At 70.3% G+C, this 23185-nt stretch carries 17 protein-coding genes, 2 tRNA genes and 1 pseudogene; 13 read left to right on the forward strand and 7 right to left on the reverse strand.

Annotation, left to right across the window (positions count from 1 at the left end; genetic code table 11):
• Positions 1-20: 20 nt before the first annotated feature.
• Together IE278_RS15595 and IE278_RS15600 are read right to left on the reverse strand one after the other, a co-directional pair.
• Entirely contained in the window at positions 21-578 is a 558-nt protein-coding gene (locus IE278_RS15595; RefSeq protein WP_189772697.1) for a CGNR zinc finger domain-containing protein, read from the reverse strand.
• A gap of 454 nt (positions 579-1032) precedes the next feature.
• Complete coding sequence (locus IE278_RS15600) at positions 1033-1446, reverse strand: SsgA family sporulation/cell division regulator (protein WP_003959770.1); 414 nt, start codon at positions 1444-1446, stop codon at positions 1033-1035.
• A 191-nt stretch (positions 1447-1637) separates the two neighbouring features.
• Here IE278_RS15600 and IE278_RS15605 point away from each other — a divergent pair, with 191 nt between their 5' ends.
• The 7 genes from IE278_RS15605 to IE278_RS15635 all read left to right on the forward strand — a co-directional run bounded on the left by IE278_RS15605 (position 1638) and on the right by IE278_RS15635 (position 9445).
• Complete coding sequence (locus tag IE278_RS15605) at positions 1638-2072, forward strand: TIGR02611 family protein (RefSeq protein ID WP_189772699.1); 435 nt, start codon at positions 1638-1640, stop codon at positions 2070-2072.
• A gap of 69 nt (positions 2073-2141) precedes the next feature.
• Positions 2142-2213 (forward strand) — tRNA-Val (locus IE278_RS15610).
• 550 nt (positions 2214-2763) lie between these two features.
• A complete protein-coding gene (locus IE278_RS15615) occupies positions 2764-4053 on the forward strand; it encodes an ABC transporter substrate-binding protein (protein WP_189772701.1) in 1290 nt (429 codons plus the stop codon).
• A complete protein-coding gene (locus tag IE278_RS15620; RefSeq protein ID WP_189772703.1) occupies positions 4053-5024 on the forward strand; it encodes a carbohydrate ABC transporter permease in 972 nt (323 codons plus the stop codon). Before IE278_RS15615 ends, IE278_RS15620 begins: the two co-directional genes overlap by 1 nt.
• On the forward strand, positions 5021-5947 hold the full coding sequence (locus IE278_RS15625; protein WP_189772705.1) for a carbohydrate ABC transporter permease: 927 nt from the start codon (positions 5021-5023) through the stop codon (positions 5945-5947). Before IE278_RS15620 ends, IE278_RS15625 begins: the two co-directional genes overlap by 4 nt.
• 7 nt (positions 5948-5954) lie before the next feature.
• Positions 5955-6569: a hypothetical protein gene (locus IE278_RS15630; RefSeq protein ID WP_189772707.1), complete on the forward strand. Its 615-nt coding sequence runs from the start codon at positions 5955-5957 to the stop codon at positions 6567-6569.
• A gap of 119 nt (positions 6570-6688) precedes the next feature.
• The gene (locus tag IE278_RS15635; RefSeq protein ID WP_189772709.1) at positions 6689-9445 is read left to right on the forward strand and encodes an exo-rhamnogalacturonan lyase family protein; all 2757 of its coding nucleotides are present in this window, start codon (positions 6689-6691) and stop codon (positions 9443-9445) included.
• 221 nt (positions 9446-9666) lie between these two features.
• On the opposite strand, the pseudogene IE278_RS15640 reads toward IE278_RS15635, so the two are convergent.
• A pseudogene (locus IE278_RS15640) lies at positions 9667-12146 on the reverse strand (SCO7613 C-terminal domain-containing membrane protein).
• 81 nt (positions 12147-12227) lie between these two features.
• On the opposite strand from IE278_RS15640, the gene IE278_RS15645 reads away from it, so the two are divergent.
• Positions 12228-12686: an SRPBCC family protein gene (locus IE278_RS15645; RefSeq protein WP_189772967.1), complete on the forward strand. Its 459-nt coding sequence runs from the start codon at positions 12228-12230 to the stop codon at positions 12684-12686.
• Between the two features lie 39 nt (positions 12687-12725).
• Positions 12726-12797 (forward strand) — tRNA-Val (locus tag IE278_RS15650).
• Positions 12798-12861: 64 nt separating this feature from the next.
• On the opposite strand, the gene IE278_RS15655 is transcribed toward IE278_RS15650, so the two are convergent.
• Positions 12862-13590, reverse strand: coding sequence for a 3'-5' exonuclease (locus IE278_RS15655; protein ID WP_189772711.1), 729 nt, complete (start codon positions 13588-13590; stop codon positions 12862-12864).
• 168 nt (positions 13591-13758) lie between these two features.
• Here IE278_RS15655 and IE278_RS15660 point away from each other — a divergent pair, with 168 nt between their 5' ends.
• From IE278_RS15660 to thrS, 3 genes are all read left to right on the forward strand, one after another.
• Positions 13759-14325 (forward strand): DUF4365 domain-containing protein, encoded by a 567-nt coding sequence (locus IE278_RS15660; protein WP_107019874.1) that lies wholly within the window; start codon positions 13759-13761, stop codon positions 14323-14325.
• Positions 14322-15545, forward strand: coding sequence for a hypothetical protein (locus tag IE278_RS15665; RefSeq protein ID WP_189772712.1), 1224 nt, complete (start codon positions 14322-14324; stop codon positions 15543-15545). Before IE278_RS15660 ends, IE278_RS15665 begins: the two co-directional genes overlap by 4 nt.
• 174 nt (positions 15546-15719) lie before the next feature.
• Positions 15720-17696 carry a threonine--tRNA ligase gene (thrS, locus tag IE278_RS15670; protein WP_189772714.1) on the forward strand — a complete coding sequence of 659 codons (1977 nt, stop codon included), beginning with the start codon at positions 15720-15722 and terminating at the stop codon, positions 17694-17696.
• Positions 17697-17739: 43 nt separating this feature from the next.
• Here thrS and IE278_RS15675 read toward each other — a convergent pair whose 3' ends face one another.
• The gene (locus IE278_RS15675) at positions 17740-18417 is read right to left on the reverse strand and encodes a potassium channel family protein (protein WP_189772716.1); all 678 of its coding nucleotides are present in this window, start codon (positions 18415-18417) and stop codon (positions 17740-17742) included.
• Positions 18418-18484: 67 nt separating this feature from the next.
• Here IE278_RS15675 and IE278_RS15680 point away from each other — a divergent pair, with 67 nt between their 5' ends.
• Positions 18485-19045 carry an HIT family protein gene (locus IE278_RS15680; RefSeq protein WP_189772718.1) on the forward strand — a complete coding sequence of 187 codons (561 nt, stop codon included), beginning with the start codon at positions 18485-18487 and terminating at the stop codon, positions 19043-19045.
• Between the two features lie 36 nt (positions 19046-19081).
• On the opposite strand, the gene IE278_RS15685 is transcribed toward IE278_RS15680, so the two are convergent.
• Positions 19082-20743, reverse strand: coding sequence for an AbeC-like domain-containing protein (locus tag IE278_RS15685; RefSeq protein ID WP_189772720.1), 1662 nt, complete (start codon positions 20741-20743; stop codon positions 19082-19084).
• Between the two features lie 167 nt (positions 20744-20910).
• Positions 20911-23109, reverse strand: coding sequence for an elongation factor G-like protein EF-G2 (locus IE278_RS15690; RefSeq protein WP_189772722.1), 2199 nt, complete (start codon positions 23107-23109; stop codon positions 20911-20913).
• Positions 23110-23185: the final 76 nt, after the last annotated feature.

Consider the following 23185-nt stretch of genomic DNA (forward strand, 5'->3'; position numbering starts at 1 on the left):
GTCACCCGCTGAGGACTCCGTCAGCCTGCCGCTTCCTTGCGCCGCGCCCGGTAGGCGGCCACATGCAGGCGGTTTCCGCAGGTGCGGCTGTCGCAGTAGCGGCGGGAGCGGTTGCGGGAGAGATCGACGAAGGCGCGTCGGCAGTCCGGTGCCTCACAGCGGCGCAGCCGTTCCTCTTCTCCGGCCACCACGAAGAACGCCAGCGCCATGCCGCAGTCCGCGGCGAGATGGTCGGCGACGGACGCGCCGGGCGCGAAGTAGTGCACGTGCCAGTCGTAGCCGTCATGGTTGGTGAGACGCGGCGTGGTGCCGGCGGCGGCGACCAGCTCGTTGATGAGCGAGGCGGCGGTACGGGCGTCCGGGGCGGCGAACACCGCGGCGAAACGCCCCCGGATCCGGCGCACCGCCGAGAGATCGAGCTCGGACAGGGTCCCGACATCGCTCATGTCGTGTTTTCGCACGAAGTCGAGCAGTGCCGCGAGGTTCACGAGTCCGTCCGGGGTGTCGTCATCCGGTGCGGTGTTCACCAGATCGACCACGGTGTCGAGGGCACACCGGGTGTCGTGGGTGATCAGCACGTTTCGCTCCCTGGCCTGAAGGTCGGGCGAACGCCCGCCGATGCTGGCCGATGCTAGCGGCTCCAGGCCCCGCGACACCGGGCCCAGCCCTCCGCCCCCCAGGACCGGCCCGCTGCCCCACCACCCTCGGGGCCACGAAAAACACCACACCCCCGGGAACGAGCTGCGCTCAGCCCGGGACGACGTGCAGCCCCACTCACCCGGGGGCGCGGGGAACGGCGCGCTCAACGCAGACCGGCGTGCACCGGCCACACGGCGTGCAGCCCGACCCACCCGGGGGCGCGGGGAACGGCGCAATCAGTTGGAAACGACACGTACCCGGCAGGGAACCGCACGGGCGCCGCCCCCGCGCGCTAACGCGGAGACGGCGCCCATGTCATCCATATGCGGTTGTCTGAGCCCGAGCCGTCTCCCCGAGTGGACGGCGCCGGGCGGCTTGGTACGAAGCCTCGTCCTAGCTTTCGGCCAGGATGTGTGAGAGCTCCGTATCGAGATCGAAGTGCCGGTGTTCCGTGCCGGGAGGCACGGCGGCGTCGGTGCGCTTCAGGAACGACTCCAGGGCCCGCGCAGGGGCCTCCAGCAGAGCTTCGCCCTCCGGAGAGCTCAGGGCGATGCACACGACGCCCTGACCGTGACTGCGGGACGGCCAGACTCGGACGTCGCCGGTACCGGTGGGCCGGTGCAGGCCCTCGGCGAGAAGGTCGCGGGCGAACACCCACTCGACAGTCTCCTCCGCTCCGGTGTGGAAGGTGGCGTGCACGGCGTAGGGATCGGCCGTGTCGTACCGCAGGCCTGCGGGGACAGGCAGAGAGGACTCGCTCGACACAACGAGGCGCAGGTGCAGCTCGCAGCTGACCGTGGTGTTCATAAGCGCCAGGGCCTTTCGCTCAGTGTGCGCTCGGGGATTCGCACGTCGGCGAAATCGACATGCCACCTACGGTGCCGTTGTAAACCCCTCTGAGTGTTTTGCGTGTCTTTAGGTACCTCATCCGGCCGAGTCCTCGTTCGCGCACTACGACCATTCCGGTGACCGGTTTCCGTCCGGTAGGGTTTGGCCGTATGAATACGGGGAGTGACCGAACGGGGGAGGTCGCCGTGGCGGCCGACGAAACCAAGAGCGAGCCGGCGCTCGGATCCCGTGCGCCGCAATTCATCCAGGCACGCCGCATGCTGCACCTGAGCTGGCAGGTGGGCGTCTTCGTAGTGGGTCTCGCGGTCGTCGTGGCCGGCGTGATCATGCTGCCTCTGCCCGGCCCGGGCTGGCTGGTGATCTTCGGCGGTATGGCGATCTGGGCGACCGAGTTCGTCTGGGCGCAGCTGGTGCTCCGCTGGACGAAACGCAAAGTCACCGAGGCCACACAGAAGGCTCTCGACCCGAAGGTCCGCCGCCGCAACATCATCCTGACGACCATCGGGCTGGTGATCATCGCGGTACTGGTCGGGGTGTACGTGTGGAAGTTCGGCATCGAGATGCCGTGGAACATCAAGGAGTAGCGGCGGTTCACGCACGCACGGGCCGGTCGGACGCACGCCCTGACATGGGGTAATCTACTTCCTGCGCCCGGGCGATTAGCTCAGCGGGAGAGCGCTTCGTTCACACCGAAGAGGTCACTGGTTCGATCCCAGTATCGCCCACACTGCCGACAGGCGGCTTGGGTCCACGAGTTCCGTGGACCCAAGCCGCCTGTCGGCGTTCGGAACACCTCCGCCCGCCGGAAGTTCACCCGGCACCCGGCACGGCCCCCCGCAGCCGCGGCCCACGGTCCGCAATCCGTGCCCTCGCCCCCATATGCGTCCGACAGCCGTACGCCAGCCATACAGCAGTCGCCCAGCGGCAGCAGTCGTGTGCACCGCTCGCAGCTCTAGGCCTCGCCCGCGTCCCGCCTCGACGGGCGGCGCGTCCCGCCCCGAGGGGGCACGAGCCTCGCCGCGTGACGCCAGGGCTCCACGCGTGACGCCAGGGCTCAACAGGGCGGCCGCCCGGCCCCACCCCCCTCTACCTGCGCAGTCGCCCAACTCCGTAGTCAGTTCGTCCCAGTTGACGCTCACGCGTCCGCGAGGCGGTTCACATCAATTCCTGTCCGAATCATTGACGGCCGCTGAGGGCCTCCGTACCTTGTGCCAGCAAGCGCTTACTTGAAACGATTCATGGCAGCGGACAGTGACGTCGCGAGGAGGCCCGACTGTGGGGATAAACGGGAGTGTCGAGAGGCGGACGGTCCTCAAAGTGGCCGGGGCGTCGCTCGCGACGGCGGGGCTGGCCGCGACCACGGGCTGTGGGGGAGACGGCGGCGGGTCGGGCGACGGCACGGTCGAGATCCGCTTCGCCTGGTGGGGTGCCGAGGAGCGCGCCAAGCGCATCAACCAGTCCATCAAGCTCTTCGAGAAGAAATACCCGAAGATCAAGGTGAAGACGGACTTCCAGGATTACGTGGCCTTTTGGGAGAAGTTCCAGACCCAGGCCGCGGGCGGTAATCCGCCGGACGTATTCCAGAACGCGGTCGCATTCCTGCGGAAGTACGACAAGAGAAGTGTTCTGCTCGACCTCAAGTCGCAAGTGGACGCGGGAAATCTGGACCTCAAGAACTTCCGGGCGGGAGTCGAGAAGGTCGGCGAGGTCGACGGAAAACTGCTCGGCGTGCCCGTCGGCTCCAACACCATGTCACTCGTCATCGACGAGAAAGTCTTCAAAGCCGCCGGCGTGAAGGCCGAGCAGGGCTGGACCTGGGACGAGTACTTCGCCGCGCTCAAGAAGATCCACGACACCCAGAAGGTGGCGGGTGACACCGGCTACTTCGGGATCATGTACCTCTACGACCTCTATCTGCGCCAGAACGGCAAGGCGTTCTTCACCGAGGACGGACTCGGTTTCGACGAGGCCGATCTGACGGAGTGGTGGCAGGACGGCTACAACCGCGTCAAGGCCGGCATCGTCACCGACCCGAAGAAGGTCGAGCAGCTCAAGCCCAAGTCGGCGCTGGCCTCCGGGGACGGGGCGTCCGAGTTCACCTGGGACAACTTCACCGTGCGCTACACCACGGAGGGCGACAGCAGCTACGGCCTGGCGCCGATCCCCACGACCGACGGCAAGGAGACGGGCCAGTACCTCGGCTCGCTCATGCTGAGCGGTTTCGCGCGGACCAAGCACCCCGAGGAAGTCGCCCAGTTCATCTCCTTCATGGTCCACGACCCCGAGGTCGGCAAGATCATGGGCTACGACCGCGGCATCCTCGCCACCACCGAGCAGTTCGAGGCGTACAAGCCGACGGACGCCCCCAACCAGGCGATCGCGAAGTACGAGGCGGACGTCGCCGAGGCCGGACTGCTCGGGACCATCACACCGCACCCGGCGGGCGCCGACACGGTGGAGGCCGCGTTCCTGCGGGTCGCCGGTGACATGTCGACGGGCAAGACGAAGGTCTCCGACGCGGTCAAGCAGTTCTTCTCCGAGGCGAAGACCGCCCTCGCCACCTGATGGGAACAGCAGTGACGACGCTCATCAAGGACTCTCCGCCGGATGCCCCGGAGAAGCGTCCCGGCCGTCCCGTCGCCGTGCGGCGACGGGGCCGCCGGGAGAATCTCGCCGGCTACCTCTTCATGTCCCCCTGGATCGCGGGCTTTCTGCTGCTGACCGCGGGGCCCATGGCCGCATCGCTGTATTTCGCGTTCACCGACTACAACCTCTTCGACTCCCCGAAGTGGATCGGCTTCGACAACTTCACCAGGATGCTCGACGATCCCCGGTGGCAGAAGTCGGTCGAGGTGACGGCGAAGTACGTCGTCATCGGCACCCCCCTGAAACTGCTCCTCGCGCTCGGGGTGGCCCTGCTGCTCGCCCAGAGCCGCCGCGGACAGGCCTTCTACCGGGCCGCGTTCTACGCCCCCTCGCTGATCGGCGCGAGCGTGTCCATCGGCTTCGTGTGGCGCGCGCTGTTCTCCGACGACGCCGCCGTGGACCGTACGCAGTCGTTCCTCGGGTTCGACGTGGGCGGCTGGGTCGGCAACCCGGACTGGGTGCTCTACAGCCTGGTGGCGCTCACCGTCTGGCAGTTCGGCGCACCCATGGTCATCTTCCTCGCCGGTCTGAAGCAGGTACCGAAGGAGCTGTACGAGGCGGCCGAGGTCGACGGCGCCGGACCGTTCAAGCGGTTCTGGAGCATCACCCTGCCGATGATTTCCCCGGTGCTGTTCTTCAACGTGCTGCTGGAGACCATCCACTCGTTCCAGATCTTCGGTTCCGCGTACGTCGTCTCCAATGCCACCTGCGGACCGGCCGACTCCACGCTCGTCTACACCTGTTACCTGTACCAGAAGGGCTTCAAGGAGGCCCAGATGGGCTTCGCCTCCGCGATGGCCTGGATGCTGCTGCTCGCCGTGGCCCTGGTGACGGTGGTCCTCTTCTGGTCCCAGAAGCGGTGGGTGCACTACGAGGAGGCCTCCCGATGAGCACCACCACCCCCACGACCACAGGCACGGCGACGAGTACGGGTACGCGTACGGACTCCGCCCCGCCGCGCAGGGCTCCGGCGCTCGGGCGCAAGAGCACCGGCTCGCTCGCCTGGCACCTCGGCGCGCTGCTCGTCCTCGCGGTCGTCCTCTATCCCGTCGTCTGGGTCATCGGCGCCTCGTTCAAGCCGAGCCGGGAGATCATCGGCAGTCTGCAGCTCTTCCCGACCAGCCCGATCCTGCAGAACTTCAAGGGGCTGGCCGACGGCATCGCGGACATCTCGATCGCCACGTTCTTCCAGAACTCGCTCTTCTACGCGCTCGGCTCGGTCGTCGGCATCCTGGTCTCCTGCTCGCTGACGGCGTACGGGTTCGCCCGCATCCGGTTCGCCGGGCGCAACCTGATGTTCTCGCTGATGATCGGCACCCTGCTGCTGCCGTACCACGTGCTGCTCATCCCGCAGTACGTGATGTTCCAGAAGATGGAACTGATCAATACGTACGTGCCGCTGCTGATCGGCAAGTTCCTGGCCACCGAGGCGTTCTTCGTCTTCCTCATGGTGCAGTTCATGCGGAACCTGCCCAAGGAACTGGACGAGGCGGCGCGGCTCGACGGCTGCGGGCATCTGAGGATCTACTGGTCGATCGTGTTGCCGCTGTGCCGCCCGGCCCTCATCACCAGCGCGATCTTCACCTTCATCAACGCCTGGAACGACTTCATGGGCCCGCTGATCTACCTCAACGAGCCCGCCAAGTACACCGTCTCCCTCGGCATGATGATGTTCCGCGACCAGGAGGGCGTCGCCAACTACGGCGGCATGATCGCCATGTCGCTGGTGGCGCTGCTGCCCGTGCTGGCCTTCTTCCTCGCCTTCCAGCGCTATCTGATCGACGGTATGGCGACCTCCGGTCTGAAGGGCTGACTCACCCATGAAGGCTCGTACCGCACCGGTGCCGGTGTCCGCGCGGAAGCACCCGAAGCGGGAGTCCGTCCTCGCCGAGCGGTTCGCGCTGTTCGCCGAGTGTCTGCTCACCGGGGTGTGGATCGCGGTGGCCTCGCTGCCCGTGGTCACCTATCCCGCCGCGTTCGCCGCCGGGTCCCGGCACCTTCGGCGGCGTACGGCCCATGAGGCGGGTGGCTGGCGGGAGTTCGTCGTGGACTTCCGTGCGGCTGTGCGCGGCGGGTGGCTCGCCGGGCTCGCCGGGTGGGCCGCGGCCCTCGCGGTGTGGGTCGATGTGCAGGCCGTACGCGCCGGGATCCCGGGCGGCCCGTTCGTCGGGGCCGTGGGCCTGTTCGCGCTGCTCGGGCTGGCCGTCGCCGGGCTGCGCGCGGCGGCTGTCTGGGAGCCCGGCGCCCGGTGGCGGGAACTGCTCGGCGCCGCCGGACGCCGTACGGTCCTCGACCCCGCGGGATCCTTCCTGCTCGTCGGCGGCCTTGCTGTCGTGGCCGTCTCCGGCTGGTTCGTGCCGCCGTTGGCGATCCCCGTCCTGGGGGCTCTCGCGGCGGCGGCCCTCGCCGTGGAGGAACGCGGCCGGCGCCGCTGACCGGCCGCTTCGACCGCCCTCCACGCAGGCTGTCCTGGCCGCTTCACACAAGGTCGGCGCTCCGGCGTCGCACCTCTCTCTGTCATGCACCTGACCTCCTCGCAAGGAAAGGAAAGGCCATGTCCCCCATCCCCCGCAGGTCCCTCCTCAAGGCGGCCGCCGTCGCCGGAGCCGCCGCCCAGTTCAGCTGGGCCCTGGGCGCGCAGGACGCACAGGCCGCGCAGGCCGCCCCGAGAGCCGAGGCCGCCGACGCGGATCCGGTGACCCTGGACTGGCTGGAGGACGGCGGCCTCGGCGAGGCCCCCGGCTCGACCGTGGGCGTGCCCTGGCCGAAGGGCGCGTACGACAAGGACCAGACGTTCGCGCTGACCGACTCCGACGGCAAGGCCGTGCCCGTGCAGTCCTGGCCGATCGGCTACTGGCCCGACGGCTCACTGAAGTGGACCGCGCACGCGGTCGGGCCGGGAGCGGGCAGCGGAAGACTCACCCTCGACACGGGGTCGCCCGCCGCCCCGGAGAAGAAGGTCACGGTCGGCAGGAGCGGCGGCACCCTCACCGTCTCGACCGGGGTCATCACCGCGAGGATCGGCACGAGTGGGTCCACCCTCGTCAAGTCCGTCACCCGCGGAACGACGGAGATCGCCAAGGACGGCCGGCTCGTGCTGCTGCGCCAGCCGGAGATCGAGGACGGCGACCAGGGCGCCGAGAAGTACGAGCGGTTCGAGAGCGTCGTCGCGAAGGCGGAGGTCGAGCAGGACGGGCCGGTCCGTGCCGTCGTACGCATCGACGGCAAGCACCGCAAGGGCAGCCGCAGCTGGCTGCCGTTCTCGGTGCGGCTCTACTTCTACGCGGGCGGCGAGTCGTTCCGCATGGTCCACACGATCACCTTCGACGGCACCCAGGAGCCGGGGAAGGCGAGCGGTGACTTCATCCGCGGCATCGGCGTGCGCTTCAAGGTGCCGATGCGCGACGCCGCGTACGACCGGCACATCCGTATCGGCGGTGAGGGGACCGGGCTGCTGCGCGAGGCGGTCAAGGGCATCACCGGGCTGCGCCGGGACCCGGGCTCGGCCATCCGGACGGCTCAGTTCGAGGGGAGGAAACTGCCCGATCCGGCGACCTGGGACCAGCGGGTGACCACCCGGCTCCAGTACATCCCCGAGTGGGGCGACTACACCCTCTCGCAGCTCTCCGCCGACGGTTTCGGCGTGCGCAAGCGCACCAAGAAGGGCCACGGCTGGATCTCCGCGGGCGGTGGCCGGCGGGCCAGCGGCTTCGGGTACGTGGGCGGTGCCAGCGGCGGATTCTCCTTCGGGCTGCGGGACTTCTGGGAGAAGTTCCCCGCCCAGCTCGACATCCGCGACGCCCAGACCGACGAGGCCGAGGTCACGCTCTGGCTCTGGTCGCCCGAGTCGCAACCCATGGACCTGCGCTTCTACCACGACGGCATGGGCCAGGACACGTACCCCGAGCAGCTCGAAGGCCTCAACATCACCTACGAGGACTACGAGCCGGGCTTCGGCACCCCCTACGGGATCGCCCGTACCAGCGAACTGCTCTTCTGGGCCCATGAGTCGACGCCGAGTGCCGAGGCGATGGCGAAGCAGGTGGCCGCCGTACGCACGCCGGCGCAGCTCGCCGCGCCGCCCGGGCATCTCATCAAGGCGGGAGTCTTCGGCCGGCTGTTCTCCGAACCGGACCGCTCCACCGCCGCCAAGGCGAAGATCGAGGACCATCTCGACTTCCTCTTCACCTATTACAGGGACCAGGTGGAGATGCGTAGGTGGTACGGGTTCTGGGACTACGGCGACATCATGCACACGTACGATCCGAGCCGCCATCAGTGGTGCTACGACGTCGGCGGCTACGCCTGGGACAACTCCGAGCTGTCGCCGGACCTGTGGCTCTGGTTCGCCTATATGCGCTCCGGGCGTGCCGACATCTTCCGGTTCGCGGAGGCGATGACCCGGCACACCGGTGAGGTGGACGTCTACCACCTGGGGCAGTGGGCCGGCCTCGGTACCCGGCACGGCGTGCAGCACTACGCCGACAGCGCGAAGCAGCAACGCATCGCCAACACGACCTACCGGCGGTACTACTACTTCCTCACCGGCGACGAACGCGTGGGCGATCTGATGCACGCCAACGTCGACTCCGACGAGACGTTTCTCGTGCTCGACCCGATCCGCAAGATCCGCACCGAGCCGTACGAGCCGGACCGCAACGCCCTCTCGATCGGCTTCGGCACCGACTGGAGCGGGCTCGTGTCGGCGTGGCTCACCGAGTGGGAGCGGCGCGGGCCGAAGTGGGAGAAGGCGCGGGCGCGGGTGCTGTCCACGATGGAGACCATCGCCGCGCAGCCCAACGGGTTCGTGCAGGGGAGTGCGCTGTACGACCTGGACACCGGGAGGTTCGCTGTCGCGGACGCGCCCGTGGTGGGCGTCTCGCATCTCTCGGCGATGTTCGGGCTCGTCGAGCTGAACGCCGAACTGCTCGACCAGATCGACATGCCGGAGTTCAAGGAGGCGTGGCTCGACTACTGCCGGTACTTCAACGCGACCAAGGCCGAACAGAAGGCTCGTTACGGGTCCGACTTCGGGTCGCTGCTGCTGTTTCAGGGGCACTCACGGCAGGACGCGTACGCGGCGGTGGAGTTGGGCGACGACGCGCTGGCCGCGCGGGCGTGGCGGCAGTTCTACAACAGTGCCGACACGTGGGACTACAAGGAGTCGACCGACTGGTCCACGAAGAAGGTGGAGGGGCCGGTGGGGCTGGTCGCCGGCAGCGAGGCGTCCTGGGTGTCGACGAACACGACGGCGCTGTACGGGCTGGCGGCCATCCAGAACTTGGCATTGATTGGCAACAAGATGCCGTGACGCTCCGCCGGCTGGACCCCCTCACGGGGCGCGGTGAACTGCGCACCCCAGCCACGACGTGCCTGTAGCGGTGCGCGTACCGGCAGTGCGCCCACGCCTTTTCCCGGCGGGGCACCTCCGGGGAGGGGGTGTCCGGGTGCGGGTCCGTCGGGGCTGGCCGCGCCGTTCCCCGCGCCCCTCGGGAGCGCCCCTGGCGGGGCGACTCCCCGAGGGGCGCGACGTCAGCGCAGCTTGGACAGGGTGTCCCGGAGGCGGCGGGCGTCTCGTAGGCGTTGTTCGTATGTGGCGCCCAGGGTCAGGAGCAGGAGGCCCGCCAGGGCGGGCGGCGCCCAGCGGGGGACCGCGCCATGGCCTGGGCGATGTACGGGGCCAGTTCGTGGAGCGCGGTCAGGAGGAGCGTGGCGCCGCCGAGGATCAGCGGTGCCCGGAGGCGGTGGCGGACGCCGACGAGCGTGACGGCGAGTGCCGCGGCGCCCAGCAGCAGAGGGCGCAACCAGTTCGCGTCGCCCCACACCGCGAGGAGGCTCGGCAGCAGCGTCACCGAGAGGCCGGGACCGTACGCGGTCCAGGACGAGGCCTCCGCGTCACGGCTCCTGCGGACGTACCCGAGAAGCAGCGCGGGCACGGTCACCGGCAGCGTGTACGCCTCCGGCGCGCCGACCTCCCAGGCGGCCAGGCGGACCCAGGTGGCCAGCACGAACAGCGCGGCCGCCGCATGGCCGACCCGCCTGCGGTCCGCACGTACCGCCGTGCCCGCGGCGATCACGCCGCACAGGGCCAGGACCAGGGCGAGGACGGGCAGGTCGGCGGTCGCGAGGCCGATCGCGAGCAGCCCCGCGACGGCGCCCGTGATCTCGGCGGACACCGTCGTCGTGCGGTCGCCGAGCCGGGGCGCGAGCACCGCGGCGACGGCCGGCACCACCAGGACGAGCAGCGCGATGTGCTGCGGCCGCCAGTCGAGGGACGCGCCCGTGGCACAGGCGAGCGCCGTGGCGTACGCGAGGGCCGCGGCGGTCGTGACGGCCCTGACGTGCGGGTGCTTCCAGCGCGGCAGGACGGCGGCCGACGCGAACACCGCGGTCAGGCTCCCGAGCACGGTGAGCGTGGCGGCCTCGGAGGCCAGCGAGAGGGCCACGAGCTGGAGCGAGCCGAGGAGCGTGAGGCAGAGCGCGGTGGCCGGGAGCAGCGATGCGCGTCGGCCTTCCGGCGTGGTGCAGTCGCCGTCGCCGGTCGCGGACGTGTACGACGCAGCCGTCAGCGTCGCCACCGTGGTCGCGCCGTGCACCAGCAGGGCCGCCGGGTAGGGGAGTTGCGTGATCGCGGGGAGAATCAGGGCCGTGGACCAGGCCAGGAGCAGTGCCCCGCTCAGGGCGAAGGGGCGCGGCGGGCCGCCCCGGAACGTCAGGGCCAGCACCGCCGCCACCGCCGTCAGCACAAGCGGAGCGCTCTCCGTGCCGGACATCCACGGCGCGGAGACCGTCACCGCCTCGCGGGCGTCCGACGGGGTACCGGACCACACGCGTGCGGCCCAGTCGGCCGGGCCGAGAAGGATCAGCGCGACGAGGGGCAGGGTCCAGGCCACGGCGAGCGCCTGCACCGCCGTGGACGCCAGGAACAGGCCACGGCGTACGGCCTCGGGCAGCCAGGTGCCGCGTACCGGCAGCAGTGCGATCGCGCAGGCCAGGCAGGCCGGGACCGTCCACACACCGGGCAGTGCCGAGCGCAGTACGCCACCCGCCGCGGCGACGGCGAGCAGACCGCCGGCCGACGCGAGACCGAGAGCGGCCCGCGCCTCGGGGGCACGCCACGCGGCCCCGAGCGCGATCGCCGCGGCGAGGGCGAGGAGCGCCGCCGCACGGGCGGCGGCGCTCGGACCGGGGGCGTCCCACGTGAGGAGGCCGGCCGCCAGAACACCCAGGGCGCCCGTCCCGTACGCGCCGGCGGCGGCGACGATCCGTACGGGCCGCACCGGCGTCGTGAGGGCCACGGCCGCGTCGAGCGCCGCCGTCACCAGGAGTGCTGCCGTGATCGTGTGGTCGCCCGTGCCGGCCGCCACCGCCCAGAGCAGCAGGGGGAGTTGAGCCGCCACCACGGCCGCCGGGAGCGGCAGCCGCAGATCGCCGAGCACACGCCCGTACGCCGTCCACAGCGCGGCCAGGAGCGCCGCCGCCGCTGCCGCGTAGCCGGTACCGTCCAGCGAGGAGAGGGCGACCTCGTGCAGCGCGTAGGCGTCGAGGACCGTCAGCGCGAGGCCGAGGCCCGCCACCGATTCCGCCGTCGAGCGGAGCCCGCGCTTCAGCAGCGGCACGGGCGCGGCGAGCGCGGCCGTGGTGACCACGCCGAGGACCGCCGCCCGTCCGGCGATGCCCATGTCGCCCCAGCTCACCAGCGTGAACGCGATGGCCGCGATGGTCAGCAGGACGCCGCCGAGCACGAGCAGCACGTTCTGCACACCGGGGGCCGTGGCCTCCGGGCGTGGGGGCCGTGGCCCGCGCGGCGGCCAGGTGGCCGGGCCGTGGGCCGGGGCCGTCTGGGGCCCGGCCGACCGGAGCACGTCGAGCAGCCAGGCCCGGCGGGCCAGCAACTGGGCCCTGCGGGCGTCCAGTTGCCACAGCTCGTGGTCGAGGATCCGCAACTCCTCGGCCGGCGGCGGAATGTTCGTCATACCCCGGAGTGTGGTCCGGGTCACGTGCCACGGCATGAGCGCACATACTCAGGTCGTACTCAGATCCGTCATGGGTGTGCCGTCGGCGGGCATACCCCGCTCATGAGACCCATGGACATGGACTGGACGCACTATCGCTTCCGCAGCCTCTGGACCCTCGCCGCCCCGCTCGACGACGTCTTCGGCGCGCTGGCCGACGCCGAGCGCTATCCGCGCTGGTGGCCGCAGGTGCGCGAGGTGACGCCCTTCGACGAGGTCAGCGGTGTCATCCGGATCCGCTCGGTACTGCCGTACGACCTGGTCCTCACCGCCAGGGAGGTCCGGCGCGACCGGGCGGCCGGGATCCTGGAGATCGCGATGACGGGTGACGTGGACGGCTGGGCACGGTGGACCGTCGTCTCCGACGGGCCGGACACCCGCGCCCGCTACGACCAGGAGGTGCACGTGACCAAGCCGCTGCTGCGACGGTTCGCGGTGCCCGGGCGGCCCGTCTTCCGCGCCAATCACGCGCTGATGATGCGGGCGGGACGGCGGGGGCTGGCCGCCCACCTCCGGGGGAACCGTGAAGCGGTTTGAAGGAAACGCACGGAGACCTGTATTGTTCGGTGCGTTCCCGGGCGATTAGCTCAGTGGGAGAGCGCTTCGTTCACACCGAAGAGGTCACTGGTTCGAACCCAGTATCGCCCACCGGGAAAGGCCGGTCCGTCACAGACGGACCGGCTTTTTGCATGGTCGCGCCAGTGAGGGCCGCTCAGGCGGCCTCCGCCGGGAGTTCGGGGCGCAGGGGCCAGGACTGGTCGACCACCTCGTCCGAGCCGCTGCGCGCGAACCACGCCTGCAGGCCACGGGCCTGCGCCGCGTGCCAGCCGCCCTGCAGCGTGTGCAGTTCGGCCGGCGTGAGCCGCTCCATGCGGGTCGCGAAACGCCGCCCGATCGCCCGGACGACCTCCAGTGAGGCCAGCGCGTCGGCCGCCGCCTCGTGCGCGCCCTGCAGCTCCACCTCGTAGTGCGCGCACAGGTCCGTGAGCGTGCGGCGGCCCTTGCGGTAGCGGTCCAGATACTTGTCGAGGACCCGCGGATCGAGGACGCGCAGCGGCACGCCCTCGAACCAGTGGTCCAGCGAGGATGCCCGGTGCCTGCGCAACTCCCGGTCCAGGAGCGTCAGATCGAAGGGCGCGTTCATCACCACGAGCGGGCGTCCCGCCGCGCTCTGCTCGGCCAGTTCCCTGACTATCTCGTGCATCACGGGCGCCGGCCAGCGGCCGCTGCGCCGCAGATGTTCGTCCGTCAGCCCGTGCACCGCCGTGGCGCCCTCGGGCACCGGCACCCCCGGATTCACCAGCCAGCGACGCACGCGCGGGCGGCTGCCGGGAGCGTCCTGGACGACGACGGCCGCCGACACGATCCGGTCGGTTTCCACGTCGACACCGGTCGTCTCCGTGTCGAAAGCGGTCAGGGGCCCTTCGTACCAGCACGTCATACGCACACAACTCCTCGTTCACCTTCGGCAGTTGACGCGCCGTCCCCTGCCCTTTTTGTGATACCCGGGCTGTTTGCGCCGTACGCCGGAAGGAGACAACAGAGGTACGGGTCTTTGCAGTTCAGCGACTCGTCGCGGGGATTCACCGGATTCGGAAGGCTGTTGGACATGGCGCTCGCGCAGCCCGAGCAGGGCGGGCTGCTGCCCCGGCGGACGGCACCGCATCGCGGCTCACTGGCCACCACGGCGTGCATGGAGACACTGCAGGTCGGCTATCTGCACGCGGTGGCGGCCGCCTCGGGCTGCTCCCTGTCCCAGCCCTTTCCGGACAACGGCATCGACTGGCACGTCAGCCACAGCGCCCCCGGGCACACGGTCGACGACGAAGTCACCATCAAGGTGCAGCTCAAGTGCACGTACCAGATCCCGCCGAACCCGCCGGGCGCGGCCTTCTCCTTCACGCTCGACAACGCCCACCTGGAGAAGCTGGCCCGGACCCCGGTCTCGGTGCACAAAATCCTGGTCGTGATGCTGGTGCCCAGATCGCAGGACGACTGGCTGCGCGCCGGCCACGAAGGCCTCGACCTGCGGCACTGCTGCTACTGGATCAACCTCGCCGGACACCGGATCACCGGCCGGCGCAGGACCACCGTGCGGATACCGACCACGCGCGTCTTCGACGACAGGGCGCTCTGCGAGATCATGACGCGGGTCGGTACGGGAGGCATACCGTGACGCACCGCCCCTTCGACGAGCCCCTACGCCCCGTCAGGCCCCACCCCGTCGAGCCGCCGGGGCTGTGGGACCAGCCGCCGCGGCCGGACGAGGTCGACCCGGCGGTCCTCGGCGCGCTGCTGCACCGGCACGGCTGGCAGCGCCGCGGCGGAGCGCCGGGCCGGTACGGCCGCTGGACCCCACCGGGGCCCGGCGGTTCCGGCACCAGTCTGCTCGTGCCGGAGAGCCGGGCGTTCCCGGACAGCGAGGACCTCCTCGGGGAGGCCCTCGTCGCGCTGTCCCGCAGCGGCTCGCCCGCCGCCCGTGACGTCCTGGTCGGTCTCGCCGTGCCCAGCGACGAGATCCACTGGTGGCGCGATGTGCCGGTGGGCCCGGTCGGCACGTCGCCGTGGACCGTCGAGGAACAGACGCGTACGGCGGCACGGCAGATCCTCCTCGCGGGCGCCCTCGCCACCCGCGGGCGGGCCGGCTACCACGGCGCCCGCCACCGCAGGCCCGCCGCCGCCCTGCTGGACGACGCGCTCGTCGGAGCCGCCCCCGGCGGCCGTCGCCTCACTGCCTTCGTACCGGTCGCCACCGGACGCCCCCTCGCCGTCCGGCTGCACCACGCGTTGTCCGCGGCCCGTGAGGCGATCGACTACCGGCGCGCCACCGGCGGCATGGACGCCTTCGACGGGGCTGTCGAGGCGGGGGTGAGCCATGAGCTGACCGAGGCGCTCGTGGCGCTGGTGCGGGGCACGGAGGGCGCCAGGGTCGCCGTCGAGTGGGCGCCCGCCGCCGGGGTCCCCGAGGGGTGCGCGGCGTCCGCGGAACCCGTCGAGTTCTCGCCCGGCGACCTGCCCGCGCTGCGCGAGGCGGGGGCCCGCTATCTGCGGGAGGAGCCGTCCGTGCCCGTGCGTATCACCGGCGCAGTGGTGCGGATGCGCAGGTCAGGGCCGCGCGGCGACGGAACCGTACGGCTGAAGGTCATCGCGGGGGCCGAGGTGCCGCACGTCCGGATGACCCTCGACGAGGAGTCGTACCGCATCGCGGGGCACGCCCATCTCGTCGGGCTGCCGGTGCGCGTGCACGGGCGGCTGGAGAGCCGCGGCGGATTCCGGCGCCTGACCGGGGCGTCCGGGGTCACCCCGGTCCAGGTGGACGAGGCGGAGCGCGACCGCCTGATGAAGTCGCTCCAGGAGAACCTCGACTTCTTCGAGGAGGCCTGCACCGAGGGCTGACGTACGGCCGCGACGGGGTACGGCGGCGATGGCCGGCGTGCTCCGTCGGCACGTGCGGCGGGGGCCGCGAGGGCGTGATGGTTAACCGTTTCGCGGTGGGCGCCCCCGGCTCGGTACGATCCTTTCCATTACGCACGCAAGAGAAAGTGCGTTCCCTTCAGGCAGGAGAGTCCGGTGTCAGACGTCCGTGTGATCATCCAACGCGATTCCGAGCGGGAAGAGCGCGTGGTGACGACGGGGACTACGGCGGCCGAGCTCTTCGCCGGTGAGCGCACCATCGTCGCCGCGCGCGTGGCGGGCGAGCTGAAGGACCTCGCGTACGAGGTGAAGGACGGCGAGACCGTCGAGAGCGTCGAGATCTCCTCGAAGGACGGTCTCGACATCCTGCGCCACTCCACCGCGCACGTGATGGCCCAGGCCGTGCAGGAGCTGTTCCCCGAGGCCAAGCTGGGCATCGGCCCGCCGGTCAAGGACGGCTTCTACTACGACTTCGACGTGGCGAGGCCCTTCACCCCCGAGGACCTCAAGGCCGTCGAGAAGAAGATGCAGGAGATCCAGAAGCGCGGCCAGCGCTTCTCGCGCCGCGTCGTCACCGACGAGGCCGCCCGTGAGGAGCTCGCCGACGAGCCCTACAAGCTGGAGCTGATCGGCCTCAAGGGCTCCGCGTCCAGCGACGACGGCGCGGATGTCGAGGTGGGCGCGGGCGAGCTGACCATCTACGACAACCTCGACGCCAAGACCGGCGACCTGTGCTGGAAGGACCTCTGCCGCGGTCCCCACCTGCCGACCACCCGGAACATCCCGGCGTTCAAGCTGATGCGCAACGCCGCCGCCTACTGGCGCGGCAGTGAGAAGAACCCGATGCTCCAGCGCATCTACGGCACCGCCTGGCCCACCAAGGACGAGCTGAAGGCGCACCTGGAGTTCCTCGCCGAGGCCGAGAAGCGCGACCACCGCAAGCTCGGCAGCGAACTCGACCTGTTCTCCATCCCGGAGCAGATCGGTTCGGGCCTCGCGGTCTTCCACCCCAAGGGCGGCATCATCCGCCGCGTCATGGAGGACTACTCGCGGCGCCGCCACGAGGAGGAGGGGTACGAGTTCGTCTACACCCCGCACGCCACCAAGGGGAAGCTCTTCGAGACCTCGGGCCACCTGGACTGGTACGCCGACGGCATGTACCCGCCCATGCAGCTCGACGAGGGCGTGGACTACTACCTCAAGCCCATGAACTGCCCGATGCACAACCTGATCTTCGACGCGCGCGGCCGCTCCTACCGCGAACTGCCGCTGCGCCTCTTCGAGTTCGGGACCGTGTACCGGTACGAGAAGTCGGGTGTGGTGCACGGTCTGACCCGCGCCCGCGGCTTCACCCAGGACGACGCGCACATCTACTGCACCAAGGAGCAGATGGCGGAGGAGCTGGACAAGACGCTCACCTTCGTCCTCGGCCTGCTGCGGGACTACGGTCTGACCGACTTCTACCTGGAGCTGTCCACCAAGGACCCGGAGAAGTTCGTCGGCTCCGACGAGGTCTGGGAGGAGGCCACCGAGACGCTGCGGCAGGTGGCCGAGAAGCAGGGTCTCCCGCTGGTCCCGGACCCGGGCGGCGCCGCGTTCTACGGCCCGAAGATCTCCGTCCAGACCAAGGACGCGATCGGCAGGACCTGGCAGATGTCGACCGTGCAGCTCGACTTCAACCTGCCCGAGCGGTTCGACCTGGAGTACACGGGCCCCGACGGCACCAAGCAGCGCCCCGTCATGATCCACCGTGCGCTGTTCGGCTCCATCGAGCGCTTCTTCGCGGTCCTCCTCGAGCACTACGCGGGCGCGTTCCCGGCGTGGCTCGCGCCCGTCCAGGCGGTCGGCATCCCGATCGGCGACGCGCACATCGACTATCTGCAGAAGTTCGCCGCCGAGGCGAAGAAGAAGGGGCTGCGGGTCGAGGTCGACTCGTCCTCCGACCGTATGCAGAAGAAGATCCGCAACGCCCAGAAGCAGAAGGTGCCCTTCATGGTCATCGCGGGCGACGAGGACATGGCCGCCGGTGCCGTCTCCTTCCGCTACCGCGACGGCTCCCAGGAGAACGGCATCCCGCTCGACGAGGCCATCGCGAAGATCGCGAAGGTCGTCGAGGAGCGCGTGCAGATCTGAGCGTCCCGCGCGCCCGGCGCGTGACGGAAAGCCCCCGGCCGGCTCAGCCGCCCGGGGGTTTCTCGTTGCCGCCAGGTGGCTTCTCGGTGCCCTCGCCGGCGAAGACCTGGAGCAGCCAGGACGAGAAGGAACCCGTGACCGCGCCGAGCAGGGCGAGCCCGCAGGCCATCATCGCCACCGCGACCAACCGCCCCACGGGTGTCACGGGAGCCACGTCGCCGTACCCCACGGTCGCCAGCGTCGCGCAGGCCCACCACACCGCGTCGCCGAACGTGTGGATCGTCGCGCCCGGTGCCGTGCGCTCCTGCTGGTACACGGCGAGCGCGCCCGCGAAGCCGAGGAGGGACACGGCGAGACCCGCGTACGTGATCACGCGGGCGTGCAGGGTGAGCCGGGGCCGGCCGCGGCGCCGCTGAACCGCCTCGTAGACCTTCACCACACGCAGGGGACGCAGCAGGGGCAGCAGCAGGACGACCGTGTCCAGCCAGTGCTTCCGTACGAAGTGGGGCCCCTGGCCGCTCAGCCGCCAGCGCACGGCGTAGTCGACGGCGAACACCGCCCAGGCCCCGAGCATGACCGCGACACAGGCGCTCGGCCACGGCCGGGGCAGCCCGTGGCCCAGGACCCGGATCGCGTACGAGGTGAAGAAGAGCACCGAGGCGAGGGCGAGCGGCATCTCGGTGCGGCGCTCCCAGTGTGCCGTGCGGGTGTCGTCGTCCATCACCTCAGCTTGGCGGCGGGCCCTTTCGCGCGGTACCCGGCGACACGCCGCGAACGGGCGAAGCCATATGCTTCACCCCATGACGAGTGAGCCGGAGCAGCAGATCGGAGTCGGCACACAGGACGCGTTCCAGCGCCTGTGGACGCCCCACCGGATGGCATACATCCAGGGTGAGAACAAGCCGACCGGTCCCGGGGCCGACGACGGCTGCCCCTTCTGCTCGATTCCGGCGAAATCCGACGAGGACGGCCTCGTCATCAAGCGCGGCGAGCAGGTCTACGCGGTGCTCAACCTGTACCCGTACAACGGCGGCCATCTGATGGTCGTGCCCTACCGGCACGTCGCGGACTACACCGATCTGACCGTCCCCGAGACCGCCGAGCTAGGCGAGCTGACCAAGCAGGCGATGACCGCGCTGCGGACCGCGTCCGGTGCGCACGGCTTCAACATCGGGATGAACCAGGGTTCGGTCGCGGGGGCCGGGATCGCCGCGCACCTCCACCAGCACCTCGTGCCCCGCTGGGGCGGGGACACGAACTTCATGCCGGTGGTCGGTCACACCCGCGTGCTGCCCCAACTCCTCGCGGACACCCGAAAGATGCTCGCGGAGGCCTGGCCGTCGGCCTGAGGCCCGGCCTCCCTGAGGTCCACCCGGCGTAGACGCCTACGCGTCGTACAGGTCCGCCTTCCTGGGGGAGGCGTCCTGGACGGCCCCGCTGAGGGCGGACGAGCGGTTGCCGAACTTCGTCGTGTCCACGCCGTTGTCGTTCAGCACCCGGATCGCGGCCGCGTGCACCACCCGCAGCACGGGGGTCGCGGCGCGCAGCGCGTCGTCGGCCATGAAGCGGTGCCGCCAGGGCTTGGCCGCCCAGGCGTGCCGCAGACCGAAGGGCTCCGGCAGGATGAGCTTGCCGCCGAGGTGGTCGAGGATCGGCGGATACCAGGTGAAGGGTGCCCGCACCGCGAGCCGTACGACCTCGTCGGCGTCGATCAGCGGCAGTTTCTGCGTCTTGGTCTCCCAGAACCTGACGGTCTTGGGGACCGTCTTCGTCTTGGCGGCGGGCTTGCCGAAGAACAGCGAGTGCACGGGCCCCAGGGCGTGTCCGGTGACCTCGATGCGCAGCGTCTCGTGCAGCACGGTCACGGTGATCAGCATCGTGATGATCAACTGGCCGTCCCAGAGCGTCCACTGGACCCCGAGGTAGTGCCGGTCACCGCTGCCGAACTGCTGCTTGTTGCAGATCTCCTGTATTTTGTGCGCCTTGATCTGGTAGGCGTCCACGTCGGTGCCGCCCGGGCGGGAGACCGAGCCGGCGTTCTCGTTGATCGGGGTGACCACCCAGTGCTTTATCGAAGGCGCCGGGAAACCGCCGGTGTTGAGCGGGCCGCGCTCCAGCATGCGCAACTGGTCGTGGATCGACCGGATGACGTCCCAGCTGCGGAACGGATGGATCTCCTTGGTGGGGTCGGCCGACACCAGGTCCTCGGCGAGCTGCCAGGTGCCCCAGCGCGTACCCATGCCCAGTATGCCCTTGGGGCCCGCGTAGAAGACCGAGTTCGACTGCTGCTCCGCGCTCAGCCGGGCCAGGCCCTGGCGCAGTCGCTCGGCCTCCGTCTCGCCGGGGCTGCCGGGCACCGCCTCGGGAATCTTGGCGCCGACGCCGCCGCCCGCCAGCAGGCTGCTCCACCGCTCCCGCAGGTCGCGGGCGGTGCGCTCACAGATCTGCTTCGCCCAGACCCAGCCGAGGACGGGCGCGACGATCGCGGCGCGTGCGTACCAGGCCCAGAAGCCGCTGAACGGCATCTTCAGCAGGAAGAGGACCGCCAGGCCGCCCACGCCGATCAGGATCGCGGTGCCGAGGGCTCCGGCCCGCTTGTCCTCGGCCTTGGCGACCGAGCGGCGGATCTGGAAGACCAGCAGCCAGATGAGCAGACCGGGCAGGAAGATCAGGCCGGTCAGCACCATCACGGCGGTGAGCCAGCTGTCCCGCTCCTTGCGGATGCGGGTCGCCGCCAGGCAGTGCTCGACCACCACCTGCGGTTCCGTGCCGAAGGACTGGATGAGCGGGCTGCGGCCACCGCCCAGCATCCGGACCTGCACGGCCCGGGAGAAGGCCTCGCCCAGGTTCGGCTTGAAGATCGAAGCCCACTTCTGTCCCGGTGCGACCTTCGACTGGTGCCACTCGCTGTTGGCGTCGAGGATCGCTTCGACGGGACTGTCCCGGTAGGCCGCGGAGGCGAGCGCGAACGTCGCCGCCGTCTGTCCCGCGGAACCCGAGAGCGGCACCTGCGCCCCCGGACTGAAATCGAATGCGTCGTCCGCCATTACCGCCCCCATCGCCGCCGTGCCCCGCTGCTGCGGCATTCCCGACTTCGGTGCTCCGCACACCTGTTGATCAGGTCATCGTCTTGATCAGGTTCTCAGAGTATCGCCAGGGGCCGACATTCGTCGGCGGACGGCCGCAGCCGTCCGCCGATCGAAGGGGAGATCAACTAGTGAGCGCCCTGAGCCTGTTCGCGGATCCGGTCGGTCAACTGCGGTGGCATGGGCTCGTGCCGGGCGTAGGCGCGGTCGAAACGCGCGGTGCCGTGCGAGAGGGAACGCAGATCGACCGCGTACCGCCCGATCTCGATCTCCGGGACCTCGGCCCGTACGAGGGTCCGGCCGCCCGGCGCCTGCTCGGTGCCGACGACCCGCCCGCGCCGGCCCGACAGATCGCTCATCACGGCCCCCACGTACTCGTCGCCCACCAGGACCGTCACCTCGGCGACCGGCTCCAGGAGATGGATCCGCGCGTCGTTCGCGGCCTCCCGCAGGGCGAGCGCGCCGGCGGTCTGGAACGCCGCGTCCGAGGAGTCCACGGAGTGCGCCTTGCCGTCGGTCAGCGTGATCCGTACGTCGATGAGGGGATAACCCGTGGTCACGCCCCTGGCGGCCTGGGCGCGCACTCCCTTCTCCACGGAGGGGATGAACTGCCGGGGCACGGCGCCGCCCACCACCTTGTCGACGAACTCGATGCCGGAGCCGCCGGGCAGCGGCTCCACCTCGATCTCGCAGATCGCGTACTGCCCGTGCCCGCCGGACTGCTTCACATGGCGCCCGCGCCCGGCAGACTTGGCGGCGAACGTCTCCCGCAGCGACACCTTGTGCGGTACGACGTCGACCTGGACGCCGTAGCGGTTGCGCAGCCGTTCCAGGGCGACGTCCGCGTGGGCCTCGCCCAGGCACCACAGGACGACCTGATGGGTGTTCTGGTTCTGTTCCAGGCGCATCGTCGGGTCCTCGGCGACCAGCCGGCCCAGGCCCTGCGAGAGCTTGTCCTCGTCGGCCTTGCTGTGTGCCTGGATGGCGAGCGGCAGCAAGGGGTCGGGCATCTCCCACGGCTCCATCAGGAGCGGGTCGTCCTTGGCCGAAAGTGTGTCACCGGTCTCGGCGCGGTTCAGCTTGGCCACACACGCCAGATCGCCCGCGATCGCGTGTGTGAGGGCGCGCTGCTGCTTGCCGAACGGCGCGGACAGGGCGCCGATGCGTTCGTCGACGTCATGGTCCTCGTGACCGCGGTCGGCGAGGCCGTGCCCGGAGACGTGCACCGTCTCGTCGGGGCGCAGGGTCCCGGAGAACACCCGCACCATCGAGACCCGGCCGACGTACGGGTCGGAGGCGGTCTTCACGACCTCGGCGACCAGCGGCCCGTCCGGGTCACAGGCCCTGACCTTGCGGGCCCTGCCGTCCGGGGTGGTGACCATGGGGGCCTCGCGCTCCAGCGGCGTCGGGAAGCCACCCGTGATCAGTTCGAAGAGCTCCACCGTGCCCAGCCCCTGCCGGGCGCCCTCGGCGGCAGGCGCGGCGGCCAGCACCGGATGGAAGACCCCGCGCGCGACGGCCCGCTCCAGATCCTGCACGAGTGTCTTGAAATCGATCTCCTCACCGCCGAGATAGCGGTCCATGAGGGTCTCGTCCTCGCTCTCCGAGATGATTCCCTCGATCAGCCGGTTGCGGGCCGCCTCGATGAGCGGCAGGTGCTCGGGACCCGGCTCGGACTCCTTGCGCTCCCCGGACGAGTAGTCGAACAGCCGCTGCGAGAGCAGCCCGATCAGCCCCGTCACCGGCACGTGCCCGTCGGGCCCCGCGGCGCCGTGCAGCGGCAGGTACAGCGGCAGTACGGCGTCGGGGTCGTCCCCGCCGAAGGCGTCCGCGCAGATCCGGGTCATCTCGTCGAAGTCGGCCCGCGCCGACTCCAGGTGCGTCACCACGATGGCCCTCGGCATGCCGACCGCCGCGCACTCCTCCCACACCATGCGCGTCGAGCCGTCCACCCCGTCCGAGGCCGAGACGACGAAAAGGGCCGCGTCCGCGGCTCGCAGACCGGCCCTCAGCTCGCCGACGAAATCGGCGTAACCGGGAGTGTCCAGCACATTGATCTTGTATCCGTCCCAGTCGACCGGGACCAGGGAGAGCTGCACCGAGCGCTGCTGCCGGTGCTCTATCTCGTCGTAGTCGGAGACGGTGCCGCCGTCCTCCACGCGGCCCGCCCTGTTCACCGCTCCCGCGGTCAGCGCGAGAGCCTCCACCAGAGTCGTCTTGCCCGAACCGCTGTGGCCGACCAGCACCACATTCCGTACGGACGCGGGGTGGTCGGCCGCCGTAGCCCTGCCGGCGGCTCCGGGGTGTGCGTTCGCCTTGTCGCCCATGGAATTGCCTCCCGTGCACGGTGAGGTCACTGTGGGCGCGGGCCTGCGGATCCGCGAATGGCGGCTCCGATGACGC

The sequence above is a fragment of the Streptomyces tauricus genome, from assembly GCF_014650955.1.
Taxonomy (GTDB): Bacteria; Actinomycetota; Actinomycetes; order Streptomycetales; family Streptomycetaceae; genus Streptomyces; species Streptomyces tauricus.

Excerpts from the sequence above, each read along its gene's own strand:
- IE278_RS15600 (WP_003959770.1), bottom strand. The coding sequence starts at position 1,446 with ATGAACACCACGGTCAGCTGCGAGCTGCACCTGCGCCTCGTTGTGTCG.
- IE278_RS15605 (WP_189772699.1), top strand. The coding sequence starts at position 1,638 with ATGAATACGGGGAGTGACCGAACGGGGGAGGTCGCCGTGGCGGCCGAC.
- IE278_RS15620 (WP_189772703.1), top strand. The coding sequence starts at position 4,053 with ATGGGAACAGCAGTGACGACGCTCATCAAGGACTCTCCGCCGGATGCC.
- IE278_RS15625 (WP_189772705.1), top strand. The coding sequence starts at position 5,021 with ATGAGCACCACCACCCCCACGACCACAGGCACGGCGACGAGTACGGGT.
- IE278_RS15630 (WP_189772707.1), top strand. The coding sequence starts at position 5,955 with ATGAAGGCTCGTACCGCACCGGTGCCGGTGTCCGCGCGGAAGCACCCG.
- IE278_RS15635 (WP_189772709.1), top strand. The coding sequence starts at position 6,689 with ATGTCCCCCATCCCCCGCAGGTCCCTCCTCAAGGCGGCCGCCGTCGCC.
- IE278_RS15645 (WP_189772967.1), top strand. The coding sequence starts at position 12,228 with ATGGACTGGACGCACTATCGCTTCCGCAGCCTCTGGACCCTCGCCGCC.
- IE278_RS15655 (WP_189772711.1), bottom strand. The coding sequence starts at position 13,590 with ATGACGTGCTGGTACGAAGGGCCCCTGACCGCTTTCGACACGGAGACG.
- IE278_RS15660 (WP_107019874.1), top strand. The coding sequence starts at position 13,759 with ATGGCGCTCGCGCAGCCCGAGCAGGGCGGGCTGCTGCCCCGGCGGACG.
- IE278_RS15675 (WP_189772716.1), bottom strand. The coding sequence starts at position 18,417 with ATGGACGACGACACCCGCACGGCACACTGGGAGCGCCGCACCGAGATG.
- IE278_RS15680 (WP_189772718.1), top strand. The coding sequence starts at position 18,485 with ATGCTTCACCCCATGACGAGTGAGCCGGAGCAGCAGATCGGAGTCGGC.
- IE278_RS15685 (WP_189772720.1), bottom strand. The coding sequence starts at position 20,743 with ATGGCGGACGACGCATTCGATTTCAGTCCGGGGGCGCAGGTGCCGCTC.
- IE278_RS15690 (WP_189772722.1), bottom strand. The coding sequence starts at position 23,109 with ATGGGCGACAAGGCGAACGCACACCCCGGAGCCGCCGGCAGGGCTACG.